The 22,753-nt window shown below is 58.7% G+C and carries 26 protein-coding genes and 1 pseudogene; 21 read left to right on the top strand and 6 right to left on the bottom strand.

Going from position 1 to position 22,753, the window contains the following annotated elements:
* Positions 1 to 29 precede the first annotated feature (29 nt).
* The 6 genes from N0B28_RS13250 (at position 30) to N0B28_RS13225 (ending at position 3,945) form a co-directional block, all read left to right on the top strand.
* Complete coding sequence (locus N0B28_RS13250; RefSeq protein ID WP_196932260.1) at positions 30 to 674, top strand: hypothetical protein; 645 nt, start codon at positions 30 to 32, stop codon at positions 672 to 674.
* Positions 675 to 735: 61 nt separating this feature from the next.
* Positions 736 to 1,584: a hypothetical protein gene (locus N0B28_RS13245; RefSeq protein ID WP_185061865.1), complete on the top strand. Its 849-nt coding sequence runs from the start codon at positions 736 to 738 to the stop codon at positions 1,582 to 1,584.
* Entirely contained in the window at positions 1,584 to 2,198 is a 615-nt protein-coding gene (locus N0B28_RS13240; protein WP_269210607.1) for a tail fiber assembly protein, read from the top strand. The genes N0B28_RS13245 and N0B28_RS13240 overlap by 1 nt, the downstream gene beginning before the upstream one ends.
* A 56-nt stretch (positions 2,199 to 2,254) precedes the next feature.
* Entirely contained in the window at positions 2,255 to 2,749 is a 495-nt protein-coding gene (locus N0B28_RS13235; RefSeq protein WP_123752655.1) for a glycoside hydrolase family 104 protein, read from the top strand.
* Between the two features lie 44 nt (positions 2,750 to 2,793).
* On the top strand, positions 2,794 to 3,255 hold the full coding sequence (locus tag N0B28_RS13230; protein WP_123752719.1) for a lysis system i-spanin subunit Rz: 462 nt from the start codon (positions 2,794 to 2,796) through the stop codon (positions 3,253 to 3,255).
* A gap of 150 nt (positions 3,256 to 3,405) precedes the next feature.
* Complete coding sequence (locus N0B28_RS13225; RefSeq protein ID WP_123752656.1) at positions 3,406 to 3,945, top strand: AAA family ATPase; 540 nt, start codon at positions 3,406 to 3,408, stop codon at positions 3,943 to 3,945.
* 211 nt (positions 3,946 to 4,156) lie between these two features.
* On the opposite strand, the gene N0B28_RS13220 is transcribed toward N0B28_RS13225, so the two are convergent.
* Entirely contained in the window at positions 4,157 to 4,906 is a 750-nt protein-coding gene (locus N0B28_RS13220; protein WP_123752657.1) for a transporter substrate-binding domain-containing protein, read from the bottom strand.
* Positions 4,907 to 5,218: 312 nt separating this feature from the next.
* On the opposite strand from N0B28_RS13220, the gene N0B28_RS13215 reads away from it, so the two are divergent.
* Complete coding sequence (locus N0B28_RS13215) at positions 5,219 to 5,425, top strand: hypothetical protein (protein ID WP_123752658.1); 207 nt, start codon at positions 5,219 to 5,221, stop codon at positions 5,423 to 5,425.
* 220 nt (positions 5,426 to 5,645) lie between these two features.
* Here N0B28_RS13215 and chrA read toward each other — a convergent pair whose 3' ends face one another.
* Together chrA and N0B28_RS26285 are read right to left on the bottom strand one after the other, a co-directional pair.
* Positions 5,646 to 6,839, bottom strand: coding sequence for a chromate efflux transporter (chrA, locus tag N0B28_RS13210; RefSeq protein WP_123752659.1), 1,194 nt, complete (start codon positions 6,837 to 6,839; stop codon positions 5,646 to 5,648).
* Positions 6,840 to 7,313: 474 nt separating this feature from the next.
* Positions 7,314 to 7,625 (bottom strand): annotated as a pseudogene (locus N0B28_RS26285) (integrase).
* Between the two features lie 225 nt (positions 7,626 to 7,850).
* Between N0B28_RS26285 and N0B28_RS13205 the strand changes: the two are divergent.
* The 8 genes from N0B28_RS13205 (at position 7,851) to N0B28_RS13170 (ending at position 16,649) form a co-directional block, all read left to right on the top strand.
* Positions 7,851 to 8,021, top strand: a complete 171-nt coding sequence (locus tag N0B28_RS13205) for a hypothetical protein (RefSeq protein WP_167400192.1) — start codon at positions 7,851 to 7,853, stop codon at positions 8,019 to 8,021.
* Between the two features lie 340 nt (positions 8,022 to 8,361).
* Complete coding sequence (locus N0B28_RS13200; RefSeq protein WP_054914555.1) at positions 8,362 to 8,703, top strand: hypothetical protein; 342 nt, start codon at positions 8,362 to 8,364, stop codon at positions 8,701 to 8,703.
* A gap of 100 nt (positions 8,704 to 8,803) precedes the next feature.
* Positions 8,804 to 10,060, top strand: coding sequence for a TolC family protein (locus N0B28_RS13195; RefSeq protein WP_043861473.1), 1,257 nt, complete (start codon positions 8,804 to 8,806; stop codon positions 10,058 to 10,060).
* Complete coding sequence (locus N0B28_RS13190; protein WP_229590076.1) at positions 10,057 to 11,541, top strand: efflux RND transporter periplasmic adaptor subunit; 1,485 nt, start codon at positions 10,057 to 10,059, stop codon at positions 11,539 to 11,541. Before N0B28_RS13195 ends, N0B28_RS13190 begins: the two co-directional genes overlap by 4 nt.
* Positions 11,538 to 14,696 carry an efflux RND transporter permease subunit gene (locus tag N0B28_RS13185; protein ID WP_058540155.1) on the top strand — a complete coding sequence of 1,053 codons (3,159 nt, stop codon included), beginning with the start codon at positions 11,538 to 11,540 and terminating at the stop codon, positions 14,694 to 14,696. The genes N0B28_RS13190 and N0B28_RS13185 overlap by 4 nt, the downstream gene beginning before the upstream one ends.
* Complete coding sequence (locus tag N0B28_RS13180) at positions 14,693 to 15,043, top strand: copper-binding protein (protein ID WP_078480399.1); 351 nt, start codon at positions 14,693 to 14,695, stop codon at positions 15,041 to 15,043. Before N0B28_RS13185 ends, N0B28_RS13180 begins: the two co-directional genes overlap by 4 nt.
* Before the next feature lie 116 nt (positions 15,044 to 15,159).
* On the top strand, positions 15,160 to 15,447 hold the full coding sequence (locus N0B28_RS13175; RefSeq protein ID WP_275726579.1) for a hypothetical protein: 288 nt from the start codon (positions 15,160 to 15,162) through the stop codon (positions 15,445 to 15,447).
* Positions 15,448 to 15,590: 143 nt separating this feature from the next.
* Positions 15,591 to 16,649, top strand: a complete 1,059-nt coding sequence (locus tag N0B28_RS13170) for a linear amide C-N hydrolase (protein ID WP_253086701.1) — start codon at positions 15,591 to 15,593, stop codon at positions 16,647 to 16,649.
* Between the two features lie 263 nt (positions 16,650 to 16,912).
* On the opposite strand, the gene N0B28_RS13165 is transcribed toward N0B28_RS13170, so the two are convergent.
* Entirely contained in the window at positions 16,913 to 17,047 is a 135-nt protein-coding gene (locus N0B28_RS13165; RefSeq protein ID WP_255001044.1) for a hypothetical protein, read from the bottom strand.
* Positions 17,048 to 17,243: 196 nt separating this feature from the next.
* Here N0B28_RS13165 and N0B28_RS13160 point away from each other — a divergent pair, with 196 nt between their 5' ends.
* The 3 genes from N0B28_RS13160 (at position 17,244) to N0B28_RS13150 (ending at position 18,250) form a co-directional block, all read left to right on the top strand.
* Positions 17,244 to 17,759, top strand: coding sequence for a DUF4142 domain-containing protein (locus N0B28_RS13160; RefSeq protein ID WP_043861503.1), 516 nt, complete (start codon positions 17,244 to 17,246; stop codon positions 17,757 to 17,759).
* Positions 17,760 to 17,841: 82 nt separating this feature from the next.
* Positions 17,842 to 18,036 carry a hypothetical protein gene (locus N0B28_RS13155; RefSeq protein ID WP_054914550.1) on the top strand — a complete coding sequence of 65 codons (195 nt, stop codon included), beginning with the start codon at positions 17,842 to 17,844 and terminating at the stop codon, positions 18,034 to 18,036.
* A gap of 40 nt (positions 18,037 to 18,076) precedes the next feature.
* Positions 18,077 to 18,250: a hypothetical protein gene (locus N0B28_RS13150; RefSeq protein WP_167400191.1), complete on the top strand. Its 174-nt coding sequence runs from the start codon at positions 18,077 to 18,079 to the stop codon at positions 18,248 to 18,250.
* A gap of 47 nt (positions 18,251 to 18,297) precedes the next feature.
* On the opposite strand, the gene N0B28_RS13145 is transcribed toward N0B28_RS13150, so the two are convergent.
* Together N0B28_RS13145 and N0B28_RS13140 are read right to left on the bottom strand one after the other, a co-directional pair.
* Positions 18,298 to 18,900 (bottom strand): cupin domain-containing protein, encoded by a 603-nt coding sequence (locus tag N0B28_RS13145; protein WP_043861479.1) that lies wholly within the window; start codon positions 18,898 to 18,900, stop codon positions 18,298 to 18,300.
* A 45-nt stretch (positions 18,901 to 18,945) separates the two neighbouring features.
* Positions 18,946 to 20,898, bottom strand: a complete 1,953-nt coding sequence (locus N0B28_RS13140) for an FAD-dependent oxidoreductase (protein WP_043861480.1) — start codon at positions 20,896 to 20,898, stop codon at positions 18,946 to 18,948.
* Between the two features lie 192 nt (positions 20,899 to 21,090).
* Here N0B28_RS13140 and N0B28_RS13135 point away from each other — a divergent pair, with 192 nt between their 5' ends.
* The 3 genes from N0B28_RS13135 (at position 21,091) to N0B28_RS13125 (ending at position 22,713) form a co-directional block, all read left to right on the top strand.
* On the top strand, positions 21,091 to 22,134 hold the full coding sequence (locus N0B28_RS13135) for an ABC transporter substrate-binding protein (RefSeq protein ID WP_054914548.1): 1,044 nt from the start codon (positions 21,091 to 21,093) through the stop codon (positions 22,132 to 22,134).
* Between the two features lie 121 nt (positions 22,135 to 22,255).
* Positions 22,256 to 22,429: a hypothetical protein gene (locus N0B28_RS13130; RefSeq protein WP_167400190.1), complete on the top strand. Its 174-nt coding sequence runs from the start codon at positions 22,256 to 22,258 to the stop codon at positions 22,427 to 22,429.
* 104 nt (positions 22,430 to 22,533) lie between these two features.
* A complete protein-coding gene (locus N0B28_RS13125) occupies positions 22,534 to 22,713 on the top strand; it encodes a hypothetical protein (protein WP_080922870.1) in 180 nt (59 codons plus the stop codon).
* The last annotated feature ends 40 nt before the right edge of the window (positions 22,714 to 22,753 follow it).

Below are 22,753 nucleotides of genomic sequence, written 5' to 3'. Positions count from 1 at the left end.
GACTTTACGTTAGAAATGACGATGACTACGTGCAGATCGACTCCGACAACCCCAGGCTGTGCGCGCTGTACAGCGGGACTTACTCCGCGACAAGTTCAAGCACTGTAGTCGTCTCGTTCCCGGCCCCGATAAGAACGACCGAGCCGCCCTGCATCTTCATTCGCAACTCGCCGAGCCAGCCAGACATTCTCTATCGGGAAATGACAATTACCGGCTCTCCAGGCAACTGGACAGGCTTCAGACTCGAGAGCGGCAATGTGACCTGGCGGCCCACCGGGAAGTGGTTTGCAGCTGTATTTGCCAGCCGCTCAGCAGCGAGTTGGGGGTTGAGGATGTGGGACGAGGCCGGAGTCATCATCTACGACTCCGGGTCAACTCCGATCATATTCACCAAGGCCACAAACTCATGGAGCTATCAGGGCATGGTCCAGCTGGCACTGGGGAATGCCTACTACTACCTGTGCGCCGCTGTGGGGGCTCTGGCTTCGGACGAGTACTTCATGATCAACCCGTTTTCTCGTGGGCTCATGGCGCCCAACCAGATCCTCACAAATTGGTGTGGTGCAAGATTCAATTACTCAATCAACCGGCTGCAAATCTATTCAGTCGGAACTACAGGCTGGAGTGATCTGGGGCAGCCCGGAGCTGTTTTTGCCCGCTTGCCAGGGACATAACAGTCGCATTCGAAAATCAACATTACCCGCCGCAGCGGGTTTTTTATTGCCTGGAGAATTTATGCCCTGGTACAGAGAAGGCAAGGTCGCAATCGCGGCAGGACAAACCACCGTAACCGGTACCGGTACAAACTTCGCAGCGAACTCTCGCGTCGGCGATGCTTTGCAGGGGCCTGATGGCCGTTGGTATGAAGTAACGAACATCGCAAGCGGTACAGTGCTTTCAATTTATCCTGCCTATCAAGGTGCCACCATCGCGGCCGGTACCTACGGCCTCGCGCCCATGCAGGGGTATGTCAAAGAAGCAGCCGACCGCCTTCGGCAGATCGTCGAGCAGTTCGGCTCGACTCTGGCGGTGCTCGGCGTTGCCACGACTGCACCGAAGCTTCGGGAGAACATCGGCGCCGCGGCGCGCGGGGCGAATAGCGACATCACGTCACTGACCGGCATGACAACCGCGCTGAGCGTTGCTCAGGGCGGTACAGGCGGCAGCACACAAGCGACCGCCAGGGCAGGCCTGGGCCTAAAGGCTGCCGCAACGGCTGATATCGTCGGCACAGTGAGTCAATCGGGCGGCGTCCCCACGGGTGCAATATTTGAGAAGGGCAGTAACGCTAATGGCAGATACGTGAAGTATGCGGACGGCAGTGCGACCGCCGAGATGACGGTAACCACCACGTCTTTTTCTCCTGTCGCGGGCCTGCACGTCTCCAATGATATGAGCGCTCCGACCCCTATTACGTTCATTGCTGGCAGCGCCGTCCTCTCCGGCAATGACGCGTTAAACAACTCATTTCTGGTCGCGGGCCGGGTAGAACCCAACAACATCAGTGTGAAGGCCTACTTCACTTCATCCCCTGGCGTACCGGTGAGAACCATAAACATTGTTGTGCAAGGGAGGTGGTACTGATGCGCATTAAATTGTCACCGTTCAGTGCAGACGAAACACTCGTGCTCAGCAGGAGCGGCGAATCGATCACGATCAACGGCATGAAGCTCGATTTCGAAGCTCTGCCCGACGGCGCGATGCTGCCCGCCACTGCGACGAGCTGCTCTTGGCTCTACGGCGCAATCGAGCGGGTCGCTGGAGAGCTTACGCTGACTGTCAGGCTTCCCCATGGCGCTCAGGCGAGTGAGCAGTCGCGATTCCCAGTGGACATCGTTAATCCGCCAGACGGCCGGGTTCCGCTGCCCACCGACAATGACCCACAGCCAGAACCCCTGGGGCTGGCATGGACGGATACTGTTGGCGTCATCGACTGGTCGCAGATGATCACGGCAGAGATGAAGCAGGATGCGGCTGCAGCGCAGCACCTGGCAAACGTGCAAGCAGAAGCTGCTGTGCGTCGCTCCGCAGCCGACACGGCAATCGCCCCGCTGCAGGATGCCGTCGACCTTGACGAAGCCACCGACGCCGAAGCCGCTGCGTTGAAGGCGTGGAAGAAATACCGAATTGCGCTGGTCCGGCTGCCTGAGCAGCCTGGGTACCCGACCGACATTGACTGGCCCGCACCGCCGGCTTGATCCTGACTGAACACCGACACCCGCCTTGAGCGGGTTTTTTATTGCCTGGAGAAAACATGGCTCGAATTTCTGATTCACTGGCGGGCAGCAAGAATGCACTCGCTTTCCTCGACATGCTGGCCTGGGCTGAGGGCACGTCTATCAGCAAGCACACCCGCGACGACGGCTATGACGTGGTTGTCGGCGGTATCGATAGCCCGAACACCTTCAAGAGCTACAGCGCCCACCCTGGCGTGCTGGTGACCGTGAACAACAAGGGCCTGAAGTCCACGGCCGCAGGCCGGTACCAGCAACTCCAGCGCTACTGGCCGCACTACCGCGACCTGCTCAAGCTGCCCGACTTCGGGCCCACCAGTCAGGACAAGCTTGCCCTGCACCTGATCAAGGAGCGCGGCGCCTTGGCGGACGTGCACGCCGGCCGTATCCAGTCGGCGATCACGAAGTGCCGGAATATCTGGGCCAGCCTGCCGGGCGCCGGGTACGGGCAGCATGAGCGCAAGCTGGATGACCTGCTGGCGCACTACATCGCGGCCGGCGGGAGGCTGGTGTGATCGCCTGGGGCGCGCGCGCGCGGGCCTTGCTACTGGGGCTCGCGATGGGTGGCATTGGCGCATGGCTATGGCAGGCCAACGCTTACGAAACACTGCTGGCCAAGCAGGCCGAGACTTACGTGACTGAGCGCGAGGCAGAGGCGGTCGCTGTGCTCGATCAGTTACAGCAGGATCAGGAGCGCCGCCGGGCCCTGGAGGACCGCCTGCAGGCGGATGAAAAAACCAAGCACAAGGAATTACGCGATGCACAAAAAGCCCGGGATCGCCTTCGTGATCGGCTGGCTACTGCTGATTTGCGGCTGTCAGTCCTACTCGCCGCCACCGCCCAGGGTAGTGGCGGTGGGGTGTCAGCCGCCACCGGCACCTGCGACGTGGTTCATGGAACCGCGCGAGCCGAACTTGACCCAGCGCATGCTCAACGAATTGTCGCCATCACCGGGGATGGTGACGACGGACTAATAGCCCTACGAGCGTGCCAAGCGTATGTCAGAGATATCGGACGGTGAACTGGGAGAGGCAAGTCCAGGCGGCCGCTTACGACCCAAAGCGGAACGTCACGACAATCAAGTCTTGGCTTGCTGCCTGTTGACGGGGTTGGAGGTTGGCGTAAAATAGCCGCCCCCAAAAAATAGCGCGTATGGCGAGAAGGAGCTTAGATGCAGCGGGTGATGATTATTGGTCAACCTGGGTCGGGCAAAAGCACTTTGGCGCGTGAGCTTGGTCTGCGCACGGGCTTACCTGTCGTTCATATAGACACTATCCACTGGCAGCCAGGGTGGGTTGAACGAAGCCGGGACGAGAAAACACGCCTTTGTTCCGAGGTCGAGGCTCGTGATCGCTGGATATTCGAAGGCGGCCATTCCGTTACTTGGGAGAATCGGGTAGCGCGCGCAGATCTTTTGATATGGATTGATCGTTCGGGGACGCTTCGATTTTGGCGCGTGCTGCTAAGAACGCTGATTCAGCGCGGCAGCTCTCGGCCCGATTTGCCGGACAACTGCCCCGAACTGCTGGCGAATCTGCCAGAGTTTTTGAGATTTATGTGGCGGACGAAAAAAACAGCGCGAGTGAATATGCAGCAGCTGGTGGCGACGGCGCCATCAACATGCCGCGTCGTTCGGCTGCGCTCTAATCGAGATACCAACGTGTTTCTTTCGAGCATTGGCTATTTGAGCGGTCAGATCCCACGAGATTGATCGACGGCTGACGGCTGCGGTATGGAAACTACCGATTGCGAGCGGGTGCTACTGGCCGGTTAGCGACGGCCTGACACCGACCGTCGCCATGCGGCCATTCACTTCCAAGGCTGATGGCTGCGTGTTGCAAAAATGTTCATGACTTATCCTCCGCGTTGAGTGAGAGCGAAGCTGGATAAGGGCGAAGCGGGCTTGCGCTGGTTCCGCGCTGTCATTGCCCGATGGGGTAATCGTATCGATCCTGTATGCGCTCCAATTCGCCCGAGTGGCGCAGTTGCTCTAGGGCGTGGGCCCAGGAGGCTACCAGTTCGTCGTCACAGTCGCGGCTGAAGGCGATGTACAGCGATGAGCGATAGAGCTCGATAGGAATCTGCCGCAGCGTGCCGGGGGCGATGTTCAACTGGCGGCTGTAGTAAACCACTCCCGCATCGGTGTCGCCTATGATGATATCGGTGCGCCCGGCTAGCAGCATGCGATAGAGCTGCAGGCTCTGGGTTGCACTTTTTTCGAGGTTGTTGAAGCCCCGCGACTGAAGAGTCTCGGGTATCAGGCCGGCATGTCTCGTCGTAATTTTTGGGGCGCGAAGTAGCTGCTCCAAGGAATTCACCGGCTGCTGCGCATTGGCTAACTGATAGGGGTGAATGGACTCTTCCACGATCGGTCCGACCCACTTGTATAGCGGTTCGCGCTCTGCCGTGCGGAATAGTGAATACATGATGGTCTTGGGCCGGGTCTTCAATGCACGGGCGCTTCGCATACTGGGCAGCAGCACCATCTCAAAGTCATCCCCGGTCCGCGCCATTATGGCTCGAACGATCTCCGTGGCCATGCCGGTGAGCTGATTTTTCTGCTGGTAGTTGTACGGCGCCCACTCTTCAGTAACGACCTGATACTGCTCGGCCCTGACGGGAGTGCCAAGTAATAGGCAGAGCAGCGCGGCAGTAAATGTCGAATGTTTCACGTGTTCTGCCTGGTGGGCTGTGCGGTGATTAAGGGTGGATCTGATCAAAAGAGCGAAATTAGTATAGACCCTGACACACGTCAAACGCCTGATGCAGTCCCCTAAACCGTCAACACGGCGATTGATACATACGAACCAGTACGGATGGCATAGGTTTCTCAAGAGCGTTTAGGGGATTGCCTCTTATCGATATCAGTTGGAACATGTTGTGACCGTCCGGTTCTGGCCGTAAGCGGACATTGATGCTTTTGCCCTTTTGCAGAGCCCAATAGGCGTTGACCTATAGTGCTCTCACCGAAGCCGGAGGACAGCATGGACGACTTGCAGGAGAAGATGGCGGCGGGTGAGCCGCTGATGCAGCAGGCGATGGATGCGGTGCGGCGCTATCACGAAGCGCTGGAATTACTTGCTCCTGCTGAGGATGTCGAGTGCCTGCGCCTTGAGGCAGAGTCACTTATGCAGGCTGTGAGCGAGTACCAGCTGAGCGCCTTGGGCGGGCGGCCCGCAACTCGTCATTGAGACGGCGTGTCCATGGGACAGTAGTGTGCGAAATATACGTCGAAGGATACTCGGTTGGAGAAGGTGCAGCGGAGTAAATCGTCGGCTCGCTTTGCAGCGGCCAAGCGAGATCGCCGAGCTTCTGCCGCTTAGATGAACCCCTGTTTTATCACGCAAGCTTGGTTCAGCTGACGCCTATAGAACGAGCGCGGCTTAGCTATGCTGAATTAGCTGGCTTTCTTTAAAAAACAATACTTAGCAACCATCCGATCAAGCCACTGCCCAATACAATTAACCAAGGAGGAGCCTTCCAGAACATTAAGGCAACAAGGGCTATCAGCGCCAACCCGAAGTCTTGGGGAGCTAATATGGCACTCGTCCAGACCGGGTTGTACAAGGCCGCCAGGAGAAGCCCGACCACTCCCGCGTTGACCCCTGCAAGCGCCGCCTGAGTGCGAGAGCTATGCCGCAGTTGCTCCCAGAAAGGCAACGCGCCAATCACGAGGAGGAATGAAGGTGCAAAGATAGCGATGAGGCACACCGATGCGCCCACCCAGCCAGAAGGCTGGACGTTCATGGAGGCACCGAGAAATGCTGCAAAGCTAAAGAGTGGGCCCGGTACTGCCTGCGCTACGCCATACCCAGCCAGGAAAGTGTCGTTGGCTACCCAGCCGTTGGGTACCGTTGCCGCCTGAAGTAACGGCAGCACAACATGCCCCCCTCCGAAGACTAATGAACCGGCCTGGTAAAAGTCGTGCACCATAGCTAGCGTTTGAGAGGGCCAAAACTGCATCAATAATGGAAGGCCAAACAACAAGCTGAAAAACACCACCAAGGAGATCGCACCCACCTTCTTGGTGATCGAGATCGCCAAAGATTCCGCGGCTTGGCGCTGTGTGGTTTTAAGCAGCATCAAGCCGACGAGGGCGGCGCAGACGATCACACCAATCTGTCCCAATGCATTGGGCCACAGGAGTGCAGCGCAGGCAGAGAATGCGGCGATAGTCACGCGAAGCACATCGGTACAAAGATTGCGGGCCATTCCCCAGACTGCTTGAGCGACGACAGCGACCGCGACGATTTTAAGGCCGTGCAATAGACCGCTTGGGAAAGCACTTCCCCAAGTGGACATACCCTTAGCGAACAGAACCAGCATTAGAGCCGATGGCAATGTGAAACCTGCCCATGCAGCAATAGCTCCAGAAAATCCGGCATGAGACAGTCCCAATCCTATGCCAACTTGGCTACTCGCAGGCCCCGGAAGGAATTGGCACAAAGCGACCAAATCGGCATAACTGCGGTCGCTAAGCCATTGGCGCCGGGCTACGAACTCTTCACGAAAGTACCCCAGATGGGCAACCGGGCCGCCGAAAGACGTTAGTCCCAAGCGCAAAAACACCAGAAAAACTGACCACGCGGAATCAGACGTAGCCATCTTGATGTGACTTTCTGGTGACAATACTCATGCTCCCAACGGTGACTGATATAGCGGGATTGACAAATATCATTCAAGCACAACTCGAGTATTCAATCAGCCCATTTGACGAGTGAGCAAGCTCAGTACCTGCTGGACACCCATTCAATTATGAAAGGTACGTTGGGAGGACGCTCACAATGCCGCACGCCAAAGCTTGTGAAGCTGCAGCAACAATAGTTAATGAGAGTTGGGGTGGAATTGTCGGCAGGACGCCAGTGGCACGTTGAAGTGATACCAATTCTGATACCAATCACCGAGTTTTGATGGGGTGCAGGGGGGGATTTGGCCCAATAAAACCGACCTATAAGCACCCTTTGAGCCCCATGCAGGACGGCATGGTGATGTTAGCGGTAGAAATCAAGTGCTTATCCTGCGGGGTGTCCAGAGGTGTGTTTAGGTGCCGCCGACCTTTTGGGGCCGATTTTGGGCCCGTCAGATACGGGACGGCAGCTTCTCCAGCTCCTTCCAATCCGAGGAGGAGCTGATCCATTTTGCGTAGGTAGAGAGCAACATCTCGACGCTGTGGCCGAGTTGGTTCGCGATGAACGCGGGGTTCATCCCAGCCATTAGGCACATGGTTGCGTAGGTGTGGCGCGTGTCGTACTGCCGACGTTCACGGATGCCCAGCGCCTTGAGCGCGAGCTTGAAGTGCCTGATTGTAACACCTGCCTGCCTGATCTACATCCCGCCTTTACCCGGCTGGAACACAAAAGGACTGGTGGGAGTGGCTGATTTCGATGCCATTTTGCGCAAACCCGGTACCACGGCCTGTTGCTCCCCAGCGTGCTCATCCCCGGGTTTCTTCCTTTTTGCCCGCATGCTTGTCTGCGGGCCGCTACTGCGGTCGTGCTTGCGCGCCGCCGCAGCGGCCCGGCCAGTTCTTCGTTTGCCACGGCAACAGCTCTCCAGGCCCGCGCCTTTCGGCGGACTGATGTGTTATAAAAAAGTATGTCAAACAGGAGGTTAGATATGGCCAATAAAGCCAAACCGTTCTACTACGCTGCGGCGCCACTGATTGCGATCGGCGCTGCGTTCGCCGCAGTCGGCGCCTCTGGGCAAGCTGCTTTTGGCTACACCGCGGTCGGCTTTCTGGTGCCTGGTGTAGTGTTGCTCATTACCGGATATCGCCAGCGGGCTTGACGTGTGCGGTGGGGTCAAGCTGCAGGCACAGGCATACACATAGGTGCCTGAGTGAAAATACTCAACGCGGACTATCGAGCGAGCCTTGAATAGGGAGGCCCTGCCTGAAGCGAAAACTCTTGTTCCAGGCATCTACCCCAGACAATAGGGGGGCGTGATTCCAAGAGAGCCCTTACGGAACTGCCTCGCAATGCCTGTCTCGGCCAAATTGTTAATTTTTTTCGCGTAATACTGGCTTAATTTTTAAAAGGCTTGATTGCCTGCTTTGGAGGTTGACGACATTTTTTTGATGATCAGTGCCCAATTGTAAGAGCCATTTTCAGCGAATACACTCCAGACCATGAAACGCTACCTGCGGTTTTGTCTCATCTTCTTGATCAGCCTGGCGCTTCCCCTCAGTGGGATGGCGGGGGTTCAGGCACCGACAGAACCTTGCCCGATGAAGACCATGGGTATGGCTATGATGGACGACATGGGCATGGATTGTTGCAACGACATGAAAAGCCCTGTCGAACACGGCAAACCTTGCAAGCCGGGCCAGGAGTGCAAGTCGGGCGGTATGTTGCAAGTCTCAATCTTCAAGCCTCCTGTGACCGTGTTCAGCCCCGTAGTGCTTTCCCTCATCAGCGATTCTCTGCCTGTACAGACCCCGTCCGGGGTATGGCGACCGCCACGCGTTTGATTCCTTTCCAACATTGAGCCTCATTCCGCATTAGCGGGATGGACTAGCTGCGCGCGTTCCATTTTTTCGCCTGCAGTGGATGATCACAGGAATCGTAAACATGAACTCCAAGTGCAATTGCACAGGCTGGTCTCTTATGGCCGGCTTGGCGGCAAGCGTGCTGGCATTGCCGAGCTTCGCTGCGCCATTGACGCTCGATGAAGCTCTGCGTCTGGCCGAAAACAATGCGCCGTCGCTGACCGCACAAGATGCCAAAATTCAAGCTGCCAGCAGTGCAGCTATTCCAGCCGGTGAATTACCTGATCCCAAGCTGCTGATGGGCGTGCAGAACTACCCCATTGGGGGCCCGGATCGCTGGAGCATCGACCAAGACTTCATGACCATGCAAATGGTCGGGGTCAGACAGGAGATGCCCAACAGCGACAAGCGCAAAGCGCGGATTGAGGTCGCCGATGCAGCTATTGATCGCGCCTCTGCGGAGCGTCGAGTCGAACGTCTGAAGGTACGCCAGTCCACGGCATTGGCCTGGATCAGTAGTTACTCGGTTGAGCGCAAAGATGCACTGTTTCAGGACTTCTACAAAGAAAATCTCCTGCTAGCCGATACTGTACGGGCTCAGATTGCCGGTGGCCGCGCTCAACCTGCTGACGCGGTGACACCCAAACAAGAAGCAGCCAAACTGGCAGAACAACAGGACGATCTGACTCTCCAAAGAGCGCAAGCACAAGCGGCTCTCAAACGCTGGATTGGTTCTGCCGCTAACGACAAGCCTGTGGGTAGTTTTCCTGAATGGCCGGTCGACACCTCAGGCTACTCCCATAGGCTGCAACACCATCCCGAGTTGGCTGCGTTTGCACCGATGACCCGCGAAGCGCAGGCCAAGGTTCGGGAAGCCGTATCAGAGAAGCAGTCGGACTGGAGCTGGGAAGTGGATTACCAGCATCGTGGCCGTGAGTTCGGCGATATGGTCAGCGTGCAATTTTCTTGGGATTTACCTCTGTTTCCTGACTCGCGCCAAACCCCCAAAATCGCTGCCAAGCAGGCTGAACTCAGCCAGCTCGAGGCCGAGCGCGAAGCCCTGTCACGCGAGCACACTCAGCAATTGGAGAGCGAACTGGCCGACTATGAGCGCCTGAATCGTGCGGTACGTCGAAATCAGGAAAGCCTGTTGCCTCTGGCCAAGGAAAAGGTCGAACTCAGTATGGCGAGTTATCGGTCGGGCAAAGGCGATTTGAGCGCCGTGGTTGCCGCCCGACGTGAACTCGTCGAAGCGCGCCTCAAACAGATCGACGTGGAGGAGCAACGAGCGCTGACCAGTGCGCGCCTGTATTTCGCTTATGGGGAGACCAGCCAATGAGCCTAAAAAAATGGAGTGGGTCATTGGTGATAGGCATCTCGTTGGCATTGGGTGTAGCCGGTGGGTACTGGTTCGCTCATCTGCGCATGAGCGAAGTGCCAAGTACCGTTCCAGAGCAGAGCCTCAATTCTCCAAACGAGCGGAAAGCCCTGTATTGGTACGATCCCATGTACCCGCAACAAAAATTCGACAAGCCGGGTAAATCCCCCTTCATGGACATGCAGTTGGTTCCCCAGTACGCCAGCGGTGCAGGGGATCGGGCAACTGTGAGTATTGATCCGAGCTTGACTCAAAATCTCGGGCTGCGTTTTGCGACCGTCACCCGTGGTGTCCTGGATTCCAGCCTCAATGTGACAGGCATCCTGGCGTTCAACGAGCGTGATGTCGCAGTGATTCAGGCTCGCACCAGTGGTTTTGTGGAGCGGGTCTACGCCCATGCTCCCGGTGACGTGCTCAAGGCCAACGCGGCATTGGCGGATATCCTAGTGCCAGAGTGGGCAGCCGCCCAGACGGAGTTCCTTGCCCTGAAACGCAGCGGGGATGCTGAGCTACTGGCTGCGGCCCGCCAACGATTACTGCTCACGGGAATGCCAGCGGCACTGATCACTCAGGTCGGGCGTAGTGGCAAGGTTCAGCCTTACTTGACGCTCACCAGCCCTATAGGTGGTGTGCTGCAAGAATTGAATGTTCGTGCAGGCATGACCGTGGCGATTGGCGATACTCTGGCACGTGTGAACGGCTTGAGCAGTATCTGGCTGGCCGTGGCCATTCCAGAATCGGAAGCCGGAACTCTCACCTTAGGACAGACCGTCGAAGCGCGCTTGCCTGCCTTTCCGGGAACAACACTCAATGGCAAGGTCAGCGCGATTTTGCCCGAGACCAACTCGGACAGTCGCACAATTCGTGTGCGGGTGGAGCTGCCCAATCCTGACGGTCACCTGAGACCAGGTCTGTCGGCGGAGGTACGTCTGAACCGCTCGACCGAGCAGAGTGTCCTGTGGGTGCCAAGCGAGGCCGTCATTCGCACTGGTCGACGTGCTCTGGTGATGCTCGCCGCAGGCGCGGGTCGCTACCGTCCTGTGGAGATCCAACTTGGGCAGGAAAGCGATGGTAGAACGGCGATCCTGAAGGGCTTGGAAGAAGGTCAGAAGGTGGTTACGTCTGGCCAATTCCTGCTCGACTCGGAGGCCAGCCTTAAGGGCGTTGTCATAGGGGCGGAGGACGAGTCACCACCAGGTGCAGCAGGCTCCAGCTTACATGAAGCGGATGGGCAGATTGTTGAGATCAACGACAAAGAGGTCACTCTTGCCCATGGCCCTTTCAAGACGTTGGGCATGCCTGGTATGACGATGACTTTCCCGCTTGCCAAACCGGCACTGATGCAGGGACTTGAAACGGGTGACAAGGTTCGTATCGGAGTTACTCAAACCGATGATGGTTTGCGTGTGGATCGCTTGGATAAATCGGGGAGCCAGCCATGATCGCGGCCCTGATTCGTTGGTCAGTGGCCAACCGTATCCTAGTGCTACTGGCGACATTGTTCGTTACGGCTTGGGGCATTTGGTCGGTGCAGAGCACCCCTATAGACGCGCTGCCCGATCTCTCTGATGTACAGGTAATCATCCGTACACCTTACGCAGGCCAGGCGCCGCAGATTGTCGAGAACCAGGTCACCTATCCGTTAGCCACCACCATGCTCTCGGTGCCGGGTGCCAAGACGGTACGTGGTTACTCCTTCTTTGGTGATAGCTTCGTTTACGTGTTGTTCGAAGACGGCACTGACTTGTATTGGGCCCGTTCGCGGGTGCTGGAATACCTGAGCCAAATACAAAGTCGATTGCCTGCCAGTGCCAAGCCGGCGTTGGGGCCGGATGCGACAGGGGTGGGGTGGATCTATCAATATGCACTGGTAGATCGCAGTGGCGGACACGACCTGGCACAGCTTCGCGCTCTTCAGGACTGGTTCCTCAAGTTCGAACTCAAGACTTTGCCCAACGTTGCGGAAGTGGCTACCGTGGGAGGCATGGTAAAGCAGTACCAGGTGCAGCTCGATCCGCTCAAACTGGCCAGCCTCGGCATCACGCAAGTCGAGGTGAGCGAGGCTATCGGCAAAGCTAACCAGGAAACCGGTGGTGCCGTGTTGGAGATGGCAGAGACCGAGTTCATCGTGCGGGCGTCGGGCTATTTAAAGACACTTAATGACTTTCGAGCGATCCCGCTTAAGTTGGGTTCAGGCGGTGTGCCGGTGACCCTGGGTGATGTCGCCACGATTCAGTTAGGGCCGGAAATGCGCAGGGGCATCTCCGAACTCGACGGCGAAGGTGAGACCGTCGGTGGTGTGGTGATTTTGCGTAGCGGCAAGAATGCTCGCGAAACCATTGCAGCGGTCAAGACCAAGCTCGATGAACTGAAAAGCAGTCTGCCGGCTGGTGTGGAAATCGTCACCACCTACGACCGCAGCAAGCTGATCGACCGCGCTGTCGATAATCTCAGTCACAAGCTGATCGAGGAGTTCATCGTCGTCGCCTTGGTGTGTGGGATCTTCCTCTGGCACCTGCGCTCATCCCTGGTGGCGATTATCTCCTTACCGGTTGGTGTATTGATTGCCTTCATCGTCATGCGTTACCAGGGTATCAACGCCAACATCATGTCCTTGGGCGGAATAGCCATCGCCATTGGTGCCATGGTCGATGCTGCCGTAGTGATGATCGAAAACGCCCACAAGAAAATCGAGGCCTGGCACGCAGCCAATCCGGATGAGGAGCTAACGGGGGAGCGTCATTGGCATGTGATGACTGAAGCAGCGGCAGAGGTAGGCCCGGCACTTTTCTTCTGCCTATTGATCATCACCTTGTCGTTCATTCCGGTATTCACCCTTGAGGCTCAGGAAGGACGGCTGTTTGGCCCATTGGCGTTCACCAAGACCTACGCCATGGCCGCAGCGGCGGGATTGTCTGTGACTCTGGTGCCCGTGCTGATGGGCTACTGGATTCGAGGGCGAATACCCAATGAGCAGCAGAACCCGTTAAACCGTTGGCTGATCCGAATCTATCAGCCGGCTTTGGATATGGTCTTGCGTCGACCTAAGATCACATTGCTGTTGGCGCTACTGATTTTTGTCAGTGCGCTATGGCCAATGTCGCGCTTGGGTGGTGAGTTTCTTCCGCCGCTGGACGAGGGTGATCTGCTCTATATGCCTTCGGCTTTGCCGGGCTTGTCGGCACAGAAAGCAGCGCAATTGCTGCAACAGACCGACCGCCTGATCAAAACCGTGCCCGAAGTCGAACATGTCTTCGGTAAAGCGGGACGCGCGGAAACTGCCACCGACCCCGCGCCGCTAGAGATGTTCGAAACCACCATTCAATTCAAACCGCACGAGCTATGGCGTGCAGGCATGACCCAGGAAAAATTGGTGGAAGAACTGGATCGAGTGGTGCGAGTCCCTGGACTGACGAATATCTGGATACCACCGATTCGCAACCGTATCGACATGCTGGCCACTGGGATCAAGAGTCCCATCGGGGTGAAAGTTGCCGGCACCAACCTGACGGAGATCGACGCCGCTACTCAGGCGGTAGAGCGCGTTGCCAAGGGTGTGCCTGGTGTCAGTTCAGCTCTGGCTGAGCGCCTGACCGGTGGCCGTTACATCGACGTGGATATCGACCGCAAAGCCGCCGCGCGCTACGGGCTGAATATTGCCGATGTGCAGTCCATCGTGGCCGGTGCTATCGGTGGTGAAAACGTCGGGGAGACCATTGAAGGGCTCGCCCGTTTTCCGATCAGCGTGCGCTACCCACGGGAGTGGCGTGATTCGGTCGGCGCCTTGGAGCAATTGCCGATCTATACCCCGCTAGGGAGCCAGATCACCCTCGGCATAGTGGCGAAGGTCAAGGTCACGGATGGCCCACCGATGCTCAAGAGCGAAAACGCACGACCTTCGGGTTGGGTATACATCGATGTGCGTGGTCGAGACATTGCCTCGGTGGTCGCCGATCTGCGCCGAATCGTCAGTGAGCAGGTCAAGTTGCAGCCCGGAATGAGCCTGAGCTATTCAGGACAGTTTGAATTTCTCGAAAGGGCCAACGCACGACTCAAGCTGGTGGTGCCTGCCACGCTGCTGATCATCTTCGTGCTGCTCTATCTGACGTTCGCCCGCTTCGATGAGGCTTTGCTGATCATGGCCACGCTGCCATTCGCACTTACGGGCGGAGCATGGTTCCTCTATCTGCTGGGATTCAACCTATCGGTCGCCACCGGGGTCGGCTTTATCGCCTTGGCCGGTGTGTCCGCCGAGTTTGGTGTGATCATGCTGCTCTACCTGAAGAATGCCTGGGCCGAACGGGAAGACCTCGGCGACAGCACTGAGCGCGGGCTGGTGGCAGCGATTCGTGAAGGCGCTGTGCAGCGCGTTCGACCCAAGGCCATGACCGTGGCGGTCATTATTGCCGGTTTGCTGCCGATCCTGTTGGGCAGTGGCACTGGTAGCGAAGTGATGAGCCGCATTGCCGCGCCCATGGTCGGCGGCATGGTCACGGCCCCCTTGCTTTCCCTGTTTGTCATTCCGGCAGCCTATCGCCTGATGCGTCGCCGGCACCTCATCGTTGAACCGATCAAACCACAAGGAAAATTCGTATGAAACTGACCCTGATCGCAGCTGCCAGTACCGCGTTTATGTTTTCACTTTCTGCCTACTCGCAGGACATGCCGGGTATGAAAATGGATGGTATGGAGGGCATGAAGATGGAGCAGGAAACAAAACAGGCTCCAGTTGCTGACGCTGAGGGAACCATCAAGGCTATGGATACTTCGAAGCATACGGTGACCATCTCCCACGGAGCTGTGCCAGCGGTGCAATGGCCCCCAATGACTATGGCCTTTTCAGTGACGGAGGATCAGCTGGCAGGTCTGAAGGTCGGAGACCATGTATCGTTTTCCTTTAGGGTAAAGGATGGCAAAGCCGCAATCGTTTCCATTAAAAAATAAGACTGTAGCGATGAGAACTACCGGCACGCTCTGTCGTGCCGGTTTGGAAAGGCTGCCCTTGCTAAAATCCGCTATCTGTTCGTCGCCACAATTCGCGTATTTACCATGGACACCACGTGAACCATTCCTGTGAAAAAGCGTGTGGTCTATGGACGCCGGAAACTTGCTCTAAACCCCGCCAACTGTTCATTCAAACTGATCTCCATGGGTTGACATCTTTCCTTTATATCGACGAAGCCTTCGCCGATCTGACGGGTATGACCGACCTGGACCAGCTCGGCCGGCGCATCCGCGCCCCATGCAACCACAAAATGGAAAAAGACCGAATCGACCCAAGTGGGGTAAGCCAAGGCTGCGGTACTTGTAAGCGAACGCTGTTTGTCCCCTCAAATCTTGATTTCTGATATGTCCGTGCTTTATTGGCTGATGTTTGTCGTCATTGACGATCAAACACTATTTGTCATTACCGAGCCAGGTGCTTGCACGTTCGCTTGAAGGCCTGGGCTCGCGCGTGTTGATAATCAGTTTGGTCAAGGAAATCAAAGGAATGAAACTTTCACCCGCAGCAAAAGGAATTGCACTGGCCCTGGTCGGTTTCTGTTCATCGATACCCGTGGTGCACGCCTGCACGCGGCTGGTTTTTCTTGGAGATAACCAACAGATCATAACGGCACGCTCAATGGACTGGGCGAAGGATGTGGAAACCAACCTGTGGGTGTTCCCCCAGGGCATGAAGCGCCACGGTGAGGCAGGCCCCAATTCGGTTACCTGGACGTCGAAGTACGGCAGTGTCATTGCGTCCGGCTACGATATTTCCACCACCGACGGCATCAACGAAGCCGGGTTGTCTGCAAACCTGCTGTGGCTGGTGGAATCAGAATATCCAGCACTCGAACAGGGCAAGCCAGGGCTCAGTATCTCGGCATGGGCTCAGTACGTATTGGATAACTTCAAGACCGTGGCTGAAGCGGTCGAGGCGCTCAAGGCCGAACCGTTTCATGTGGTGACATCCAAGGTTCCGAACGAAACCCGCCTGGCAACGCTGCACCTTTCAATGTCCGATGCGTCGGGTGATAGCGCAATCGTTGAATATATCGATGGCAAGCAAGTCATTCACCACGACAGAAAATATCAAGTGATGACGAACTCGCCGAAGTTCGACGAGCAGTTGGAAATGTATGCTTATTGGCAAGGCATTGACGGAACACAGATGTTGCCTGGCACCAACCGCTCGCCTGATCGCTTTGCGCGTGCGTCCTTCTACGTAAATGCCGTGCCCAAGCATGAGGATGCGCGGCTGTCACTGGCCAGTGTATTCAGTGTGATTCGCAACGTCTCGGTGCCGTACGGCATTACAACGCCAGATCAGCCCAATATCTCATCCACGCGCTGGCGGACTGTGGCGGACCATAAACACAAGCAGTATTTTTTCGAGTCCGCAGTCACGCCCAATACGTTCTGGGTTGACCTGAAAAAGCTGGACCTCAGCCAGAAAACCGGCAAGGTGAAAAAGCTGGACCTGGGCCCGAACCAGGCAAACGTGTATGCCGGCGAAGTGTCCGCCCGCTTCGAAGAGTCAACACCGTTCAAATTCGAGGGGATTTGAATTGCACCAGCGACTTGATCCCTGACATTTACACTCAGGACGCAACAGCGCTCGCCTCGGCAATCATGAGGTCGAGCGCTTTTGTGTGCGTTGAACAAAAGGCGGCTCGGTCATCAGCCTATCTGTGACAACCCAAATCCCAGACAAAGAAAAGCCCGCGATGGGGGGGAGCGGGCTTAAAGGTTTCTACTAGGAGCTGGGTCAACCATAAGCCTTCGAATGTGAAAGGCTTGTGAAAATTACGGGATTGGTCTGAATGATTGCTATTTCACCGTGCAGGTCCAGCGGTGATTGTGCCGGTAGGGCGCGCGCATGAAGGTGATGTCCGAGACGCGGGTCAGGCCGCGTTTGCGCAGGGCGTCGGTCAGTTGTACGAGTGTCTCTGCTTCGATAGTCATTGCTGTTACCTCGTCAGATTTACTGCGTTCATAGGTCTGGACCGGGCGGGTGTCGGGCTAATTCAATTTTTTTGCCCGTGTATCGACGACCGCAAACAGGCCAGGCAAAAAAGATGAACCACCCACGCCGCCACGCGCTCACATGAACAGCGGTACCTCAAACGCAGTTCCCGAAAAACAGAACGAGGATTTCATGATGAATACCCTGTTGCGAAGCAGCGCTTTTGCGCTGGCGTTTACCCTGGCAGGCGCGGTACACGCGGCCCAGGACGCCGACGATTTCGTGGAAGACGCCTCGGCCAAAGGCATTGCCGAAGTGGAAGCCGGCAAGCTGGCCCAGGAGAAGGGCAGCGCCAGCGACGTGAAGGCCTTTGCCGACATGATGGTCAAGGACCACACCGCAGCCAACGAGAAGCTCAAGGCCATCGCTGCCAGCAAAAAGCTGGAAGTCTCGGATGATGCCATGCTGATGGACAAGGCCAAGGCGATGATTCTGGAGCTGCGTAGCGCCAAGTCGTTCGACCAGGCCTATGCCAACAACCAGGTCAAGGCGCACGAGGCCACCATCGAGCTGTTCGAGAACTATGTGAAGGACGGCACCGATGCCGAGCTCAAGGCGTTCGCCGAGAAAACCCTGCCCACGCTGAAAGAGCATCTGACCAAGGCCAGGGCACTTGCCAGCGCACACGGCGGTGATGCAGCCCAACCCTGAGTCAATGCCCGCTGGCCAGTGCGCAGGCGCTGGCCATTGGCAATGCAGTACGCACCGTTCCAGTCGTAGAGGAGAGGTGACGATGAACGACACGGACAAAAGGCAGGCGTTGCAGAACTGGCGACAGGCGTTGGTCCACGAGCATGCGTCACTGGACGCCGAGCAGCGTTACGACAAGGCGTTGATGGCCGCCGATGCACTCGAGGTGGCGGGCATCATCAGCAGTCGCGAGTGGCGCGAGCTGGTGAAGGAAGCCAATGCCTTTATCTTCCACTGAGCGGCGTTGCCAATGCCGGCAGTGCCTGGAGGTTAGCGTCATGAAACTGACCGCGTTGGCGTTGCTGGTCGCCAGCCTGTCGATGCTGCAAGGGTGCTTCAACGAGCCCGAGCATGTCGACAAGGATACCGATCGCAGCAAGTCTTCCCTGCAGATGCAAAAGCCCGACACGCCCCCTGCGGAGCCGGCGCCTCGGCAACCCCCCAACAACTAGCTTGAGCGAACGTGCGCCCCAGTCAGCCGAGGCTTGGGGCGCAGGGCTCAGAAGGTGGGCGGGGTGATCACCCAGATCACCACCGCATCCACTTCACCCGGGTTGCCGTACTTGTGCGGCTCCTGGCTGGAGAAGCTGAAGCTGTCGCCTTCGCCGAGTTCGAAATGGCGATCCCCCACCCACAGCTCGAAGCGGCCGGACAGCACGTACCCGGCTTCTTCGCCCTCATGGCTGTAGCTCTGCTGGCTGTAGGTGCCTGGCGGAAAGCGCGAATGGAGCATCTCCAGTTCGCGGTTGGGTTGCGGGGTGAGCAACTGGTCGACGATGCCGTCTTCGTAATGCACGCTCAGTCGGCTCTGCCGGCGCACCACGTAGCCGCTGTCCTCGGGGGCGGTGACCGCCTCGCTGGCGAAGAACCACTGGATGGTCACGCCCAGGCTGCGGGCGATATTGAACAGTGCCGGTATCGAGGGGTACGACAGGTTGCGTTCCAGCTGGCTGATATAGCCGGCGGTCAGCTCGCTCTGTTGCGCAAGCTCGGTCAGGGTCATGCCGCGACGCTTGCGAAGCCCGCGAATGCGCGTGCCCAGAAAGTGCGGCGCGGCGCTGCCGTCCTCGGCGGTGGGCGGCAGCTTGCTGTTGTTGCTCATGGCGTTATCCGATCAGCCCTGCAAAGGCCCGGAGTATAAACAGCCTCACAGGCTCGCGGCGACTTTAAGGCCCTCATAGATGGCTTCCTCGGCGGTACGCGCCGCCAGGCAATCGCCAATGCGGTGTACTGCGGCCAGGTCCTGGATCTCGCCGGCCAGGGTGTCGACCGGGTGATGGCCGTGGCACAGCACCAGGGTGTCGATGCCTTCGAAGATCATCGCCTCGCCGCTGGCGGTGTGCTGCAGGTAGACGCTGCTGTCGTCGCAGCCATACAGCCGCGCATAGGGCGTGATCGGGATGCCCAGCTTGTGCAGCTCGCCGGCCATCTGGTCACGCACATACAACGGCAGGCTCTCGCCGCAGTGGGTACCGTTGACCGCCAGTTGTACCTGATGCCCGGCGCGGGTCAGGCGTTCGGCGATGCCCGGCCCGATCCAGTCGCAGCGCCAGTCCATCACCATCACCGAGCGACCGACCTGTACCTGCTCGCGCAGCACCTGCCAGGCGTCGACCACCTGCAACTCGCCGCCGCGCTCGAACGCCGGCCAGTAGGGCGCGGCACCGGTGGCGACGATCACGGCATCCGGCTGCTCGCGCGCGACCAGCGCGCGGTCGACCCGGGTATTGCGCACCACCTCCACGCCGGCCAACTGCATCTCGCGTTGCAGGTTGGTGCTGGCACCGCCGAATTCGCTGCGCCGTGGCAGCAGTTGCGCCAGCAGCACCTGGCCACCCAGTTGGGCGGCCGCCTCATACAGGGTGACCTGATGACCACGGGCCGCCGCTACCGCGGCAGCCTTCATGCCGGCCGGGCCGCCGCCCACCACCATCACCTTCTTGCGCAGCGTGGCAGGCTGCAGTTGGCCGAACTGCCGCTCGCGCCCGGTCTCCGGATGCTGGATGCACGAAATCGGCAGGCCCTTGTGGAAGTGCCCGATACAGGCCTGGTTGCAGGCGATGCAGGCACGCACGTCTTCGGCCCGGCCGCTGTCGGTCTTGTTCGGCATCTGCGGGTCGCAGATCAGCGCGCGGGTCATGCCACACACGTCGGCCTGGCCGCGGGCAAGTATCAGTTCGGCCTCCTGGGGCTGGTTGATGCGCCCGGTAACGAACAGCGGAATGTCCAGGCTGGCCTTGAAGGTGCCCGCCTCGCGGGCCAGATAGGCGGCCTCGATGGCCATCGGCGGCACGATATGCACCGCGCCGCCCAGGGACGCCGAGGTGCCGGCCACAATATGCACATAGTCCAGTTGCCCTTGCAGGGCCTTCACCGCGCCGAGCGATTCATCTTCGCTCAGGCCCTCGGCGTCGCGTTCATCGGCGCTGATGCGCAGGCCAATGATGAAGTGTTCGTCGGTGCTGGCACGCACCGCGGCGATGACCTCGCGCACAAAGCGCAAACGTTGTTCAAGGTCGCCGTTGTAGCCGTCGCTACGCCGGTTGACCCGAGGGTTGATGAACTGGGCGGGCAGGTACCCGTGGCTGGCCACCACCTCCACGCCGTCCACGCCCGCCTGATGCAGGCGCCGCGCCGCCGCAGCATAGCCGGCCACGATCTCGTCGATCATGCCTTGGTCAAGCTCGCGCGGCATCACCCGGAACCGTTCGTTGGGCACCGCCGAGGCCGAGTAGGCCACCGCCAGCAAGCCGTCGCTGGACTCCATGATCTCGCGCCCCGGGTGAAAGATCTGCGACAGCACCACGGTGCCGTGGGCATGGCAGGTCTCGGCCAGCCGGCGATACCCCTCGATGCAGGCGTCATCGGTGGCCATCAGCACGTGGGAGGTGTAGCGGGCGCTGTCGTGTACGCCGGCCACCTGCAGCACGATCAGCCCCACACCACCTTCGGCCCGGGCCTGGTGATAGGCAATCAGCTGTTCGTTGACCAGGTTGTCGGTGGGCATCGAGGTGTCGTGGCCGCTGGACATGATGCGGTTCTTGAGGCGCTTGCCACGGATCTGCAACGGGGTGAACAGGTGCGCGAAGGCGGTCGACATGGTGGTCAGGCTCCAGCGGGGGCGTTGTTATTATTTTTCTATGAAAGTGTACCGACAGTAAAAAATCAACTTGTTTTTTTACTTGGGTTTGATTAGCGTCGAGTCACCCCAGTGCAGGGGCTTACCTCACAAAAACAAGAAAGTGGACCACGCCGGCGCCAGGCCGAGTGGTACCCGCAGGAGGATCCATCGATGAAAGCGTTCCCGCGTAAACCAGGCCTGTATGCAGTGCTGCTTGCCCTGGGCCTGGGCAGTGCCCAGGCAGCTCCGCAGATGGTCGTGGTGGGTTATGGCGGTGCCGGGCAGAAGGCCCAGGACGTGGCGTTCTTCCAGCCGTTCAGTGCCCAGGACAAGAGCAAGCTGATCCAGAGCGAGTACAACGGTGAAATGGCCCGCATCAAGGTGATGGTCGACACTGGCAATGTGGACTGGGATGTGGTGCAGATCGAAGGGCCTGACTTGATGCGCGGGTGCGACGAAGGCATGTACGAACCCCTCGACTGGAAGCAGCTGGGGCATGCCGACGAGCTGATCCCGGACGCTGCCCAGGCGTGCGGCTCGGCGGCGCTGGTGTGGAGCGTGGCGATCGCCTATGACCGCGACAAACTGGCCCAGGCGCCCACCTCCTGGGCCGACTTCTGGGACGTGAACAAATACCCGGGCAAGCGCGGCCTGAGGAAGCGTGCGGTGTACAACCTGGAGTTCGCACTGCTGGCCGACGGCGTCAAGGTCGAGGACGTCTACAAGGTACTGGCCACCCCCGAGGGCGTGGACCGCGCCTTTGCCAAGCTGAGCGAGCTCAAGCCCAACATCCAGTGGTGGGAGGCTGGCGCGCAGCCGGCGCAGTGGCTGACGGCGGGTGACGTGGTGATGACCTCCACCTACAGCGGGCGCATCGCCAGTGCCGCGCAGGCCGGTGCGCCGTTGGCGGTGGTATGGCCCGGCAGCCTGTACGGCATGGACTACTGGGCCATCATCAAGGGCTCCAAACATGTCGACCAGGCCAAGCGGCTGATCGCCTACACCAACGACCCGGCAGCGCAGGTGCGCTATGTACAGCAGATTCCCTACGGCCCGACCAACACCCAGGCCGCGGCAAAGCTGGACCCGTCGCTGGCCAGCTGGGTGCCGACCTCGCCGCAGAACCTTCAAGGGGCGCTGTCGATGAACGTCGAGTTCTGGGTCGATCATGGTGACGAACTGGAGGAGCGGTTCAACGCCTGGGCTACCAAGTAGCCGTTGCAGCCCGTCTCCTGCACCGTTCTGCAGGAGCGGGCTCAGCTGTGAAGGGGCGCGCGGCGCCCCTTCAAAGTCTGGTTAAATACGCGCTTACCAGAACCGCCGGCGAGCCCGTTCCATGCACGATGACGACGATATCCACGAACCCGAGCACGACCACCTGCTCGACCACGAATTTCACGATCAATACATTGCCCCCGAGCCAGAGGCGGGCGGTATGGATGAGGATGACGAGGACGATGATGCCTGGGGTCTGCTCGACGATGACGATGACCAGCCCGAAGACCCATAGCCCTGCCGGCTTCACCATTCGTCGCGTGTGCTGCACCCTGGCCCCGGCCTGACCTCCAATTGACAGGGCCCGGATGTTCCGGGCCTTTGCTGGCGAGGTGTTCCATGACTGACCAAGTGACTGCCCAAGCCCAAGACCCCACCCAACCGACGACGGCTCCCGAAGACGTCGATCCGCTGGCACGCCCACCGGTGTTCACGCCAGATCGTCCCGAGGACTGGAAAGACCCGGCCAGCGGTGATGGCGTGCCCGATGACGAAGACATGCCGCTGCCCAATGATTGAGCGCAGGGGCGTCTGCCAGGGGGCTGGGGGGATCGCTGGC

The organism is Pseudomonas sp. SD17-1, assembly GCF_029201585.1.
Taxonomy (GTDB): Bacteria; Pseudomonadota; Gammaproteobacteria; order Pseudomonadales; family Pseudomonadaceae; genus Aquipseudomonas; species Aquipseudomonas palmensis.
Note: the sequence above shows the minus strand (reverse complement) of the source record. Positions and strands in the feature narration are given on the sequence as shown.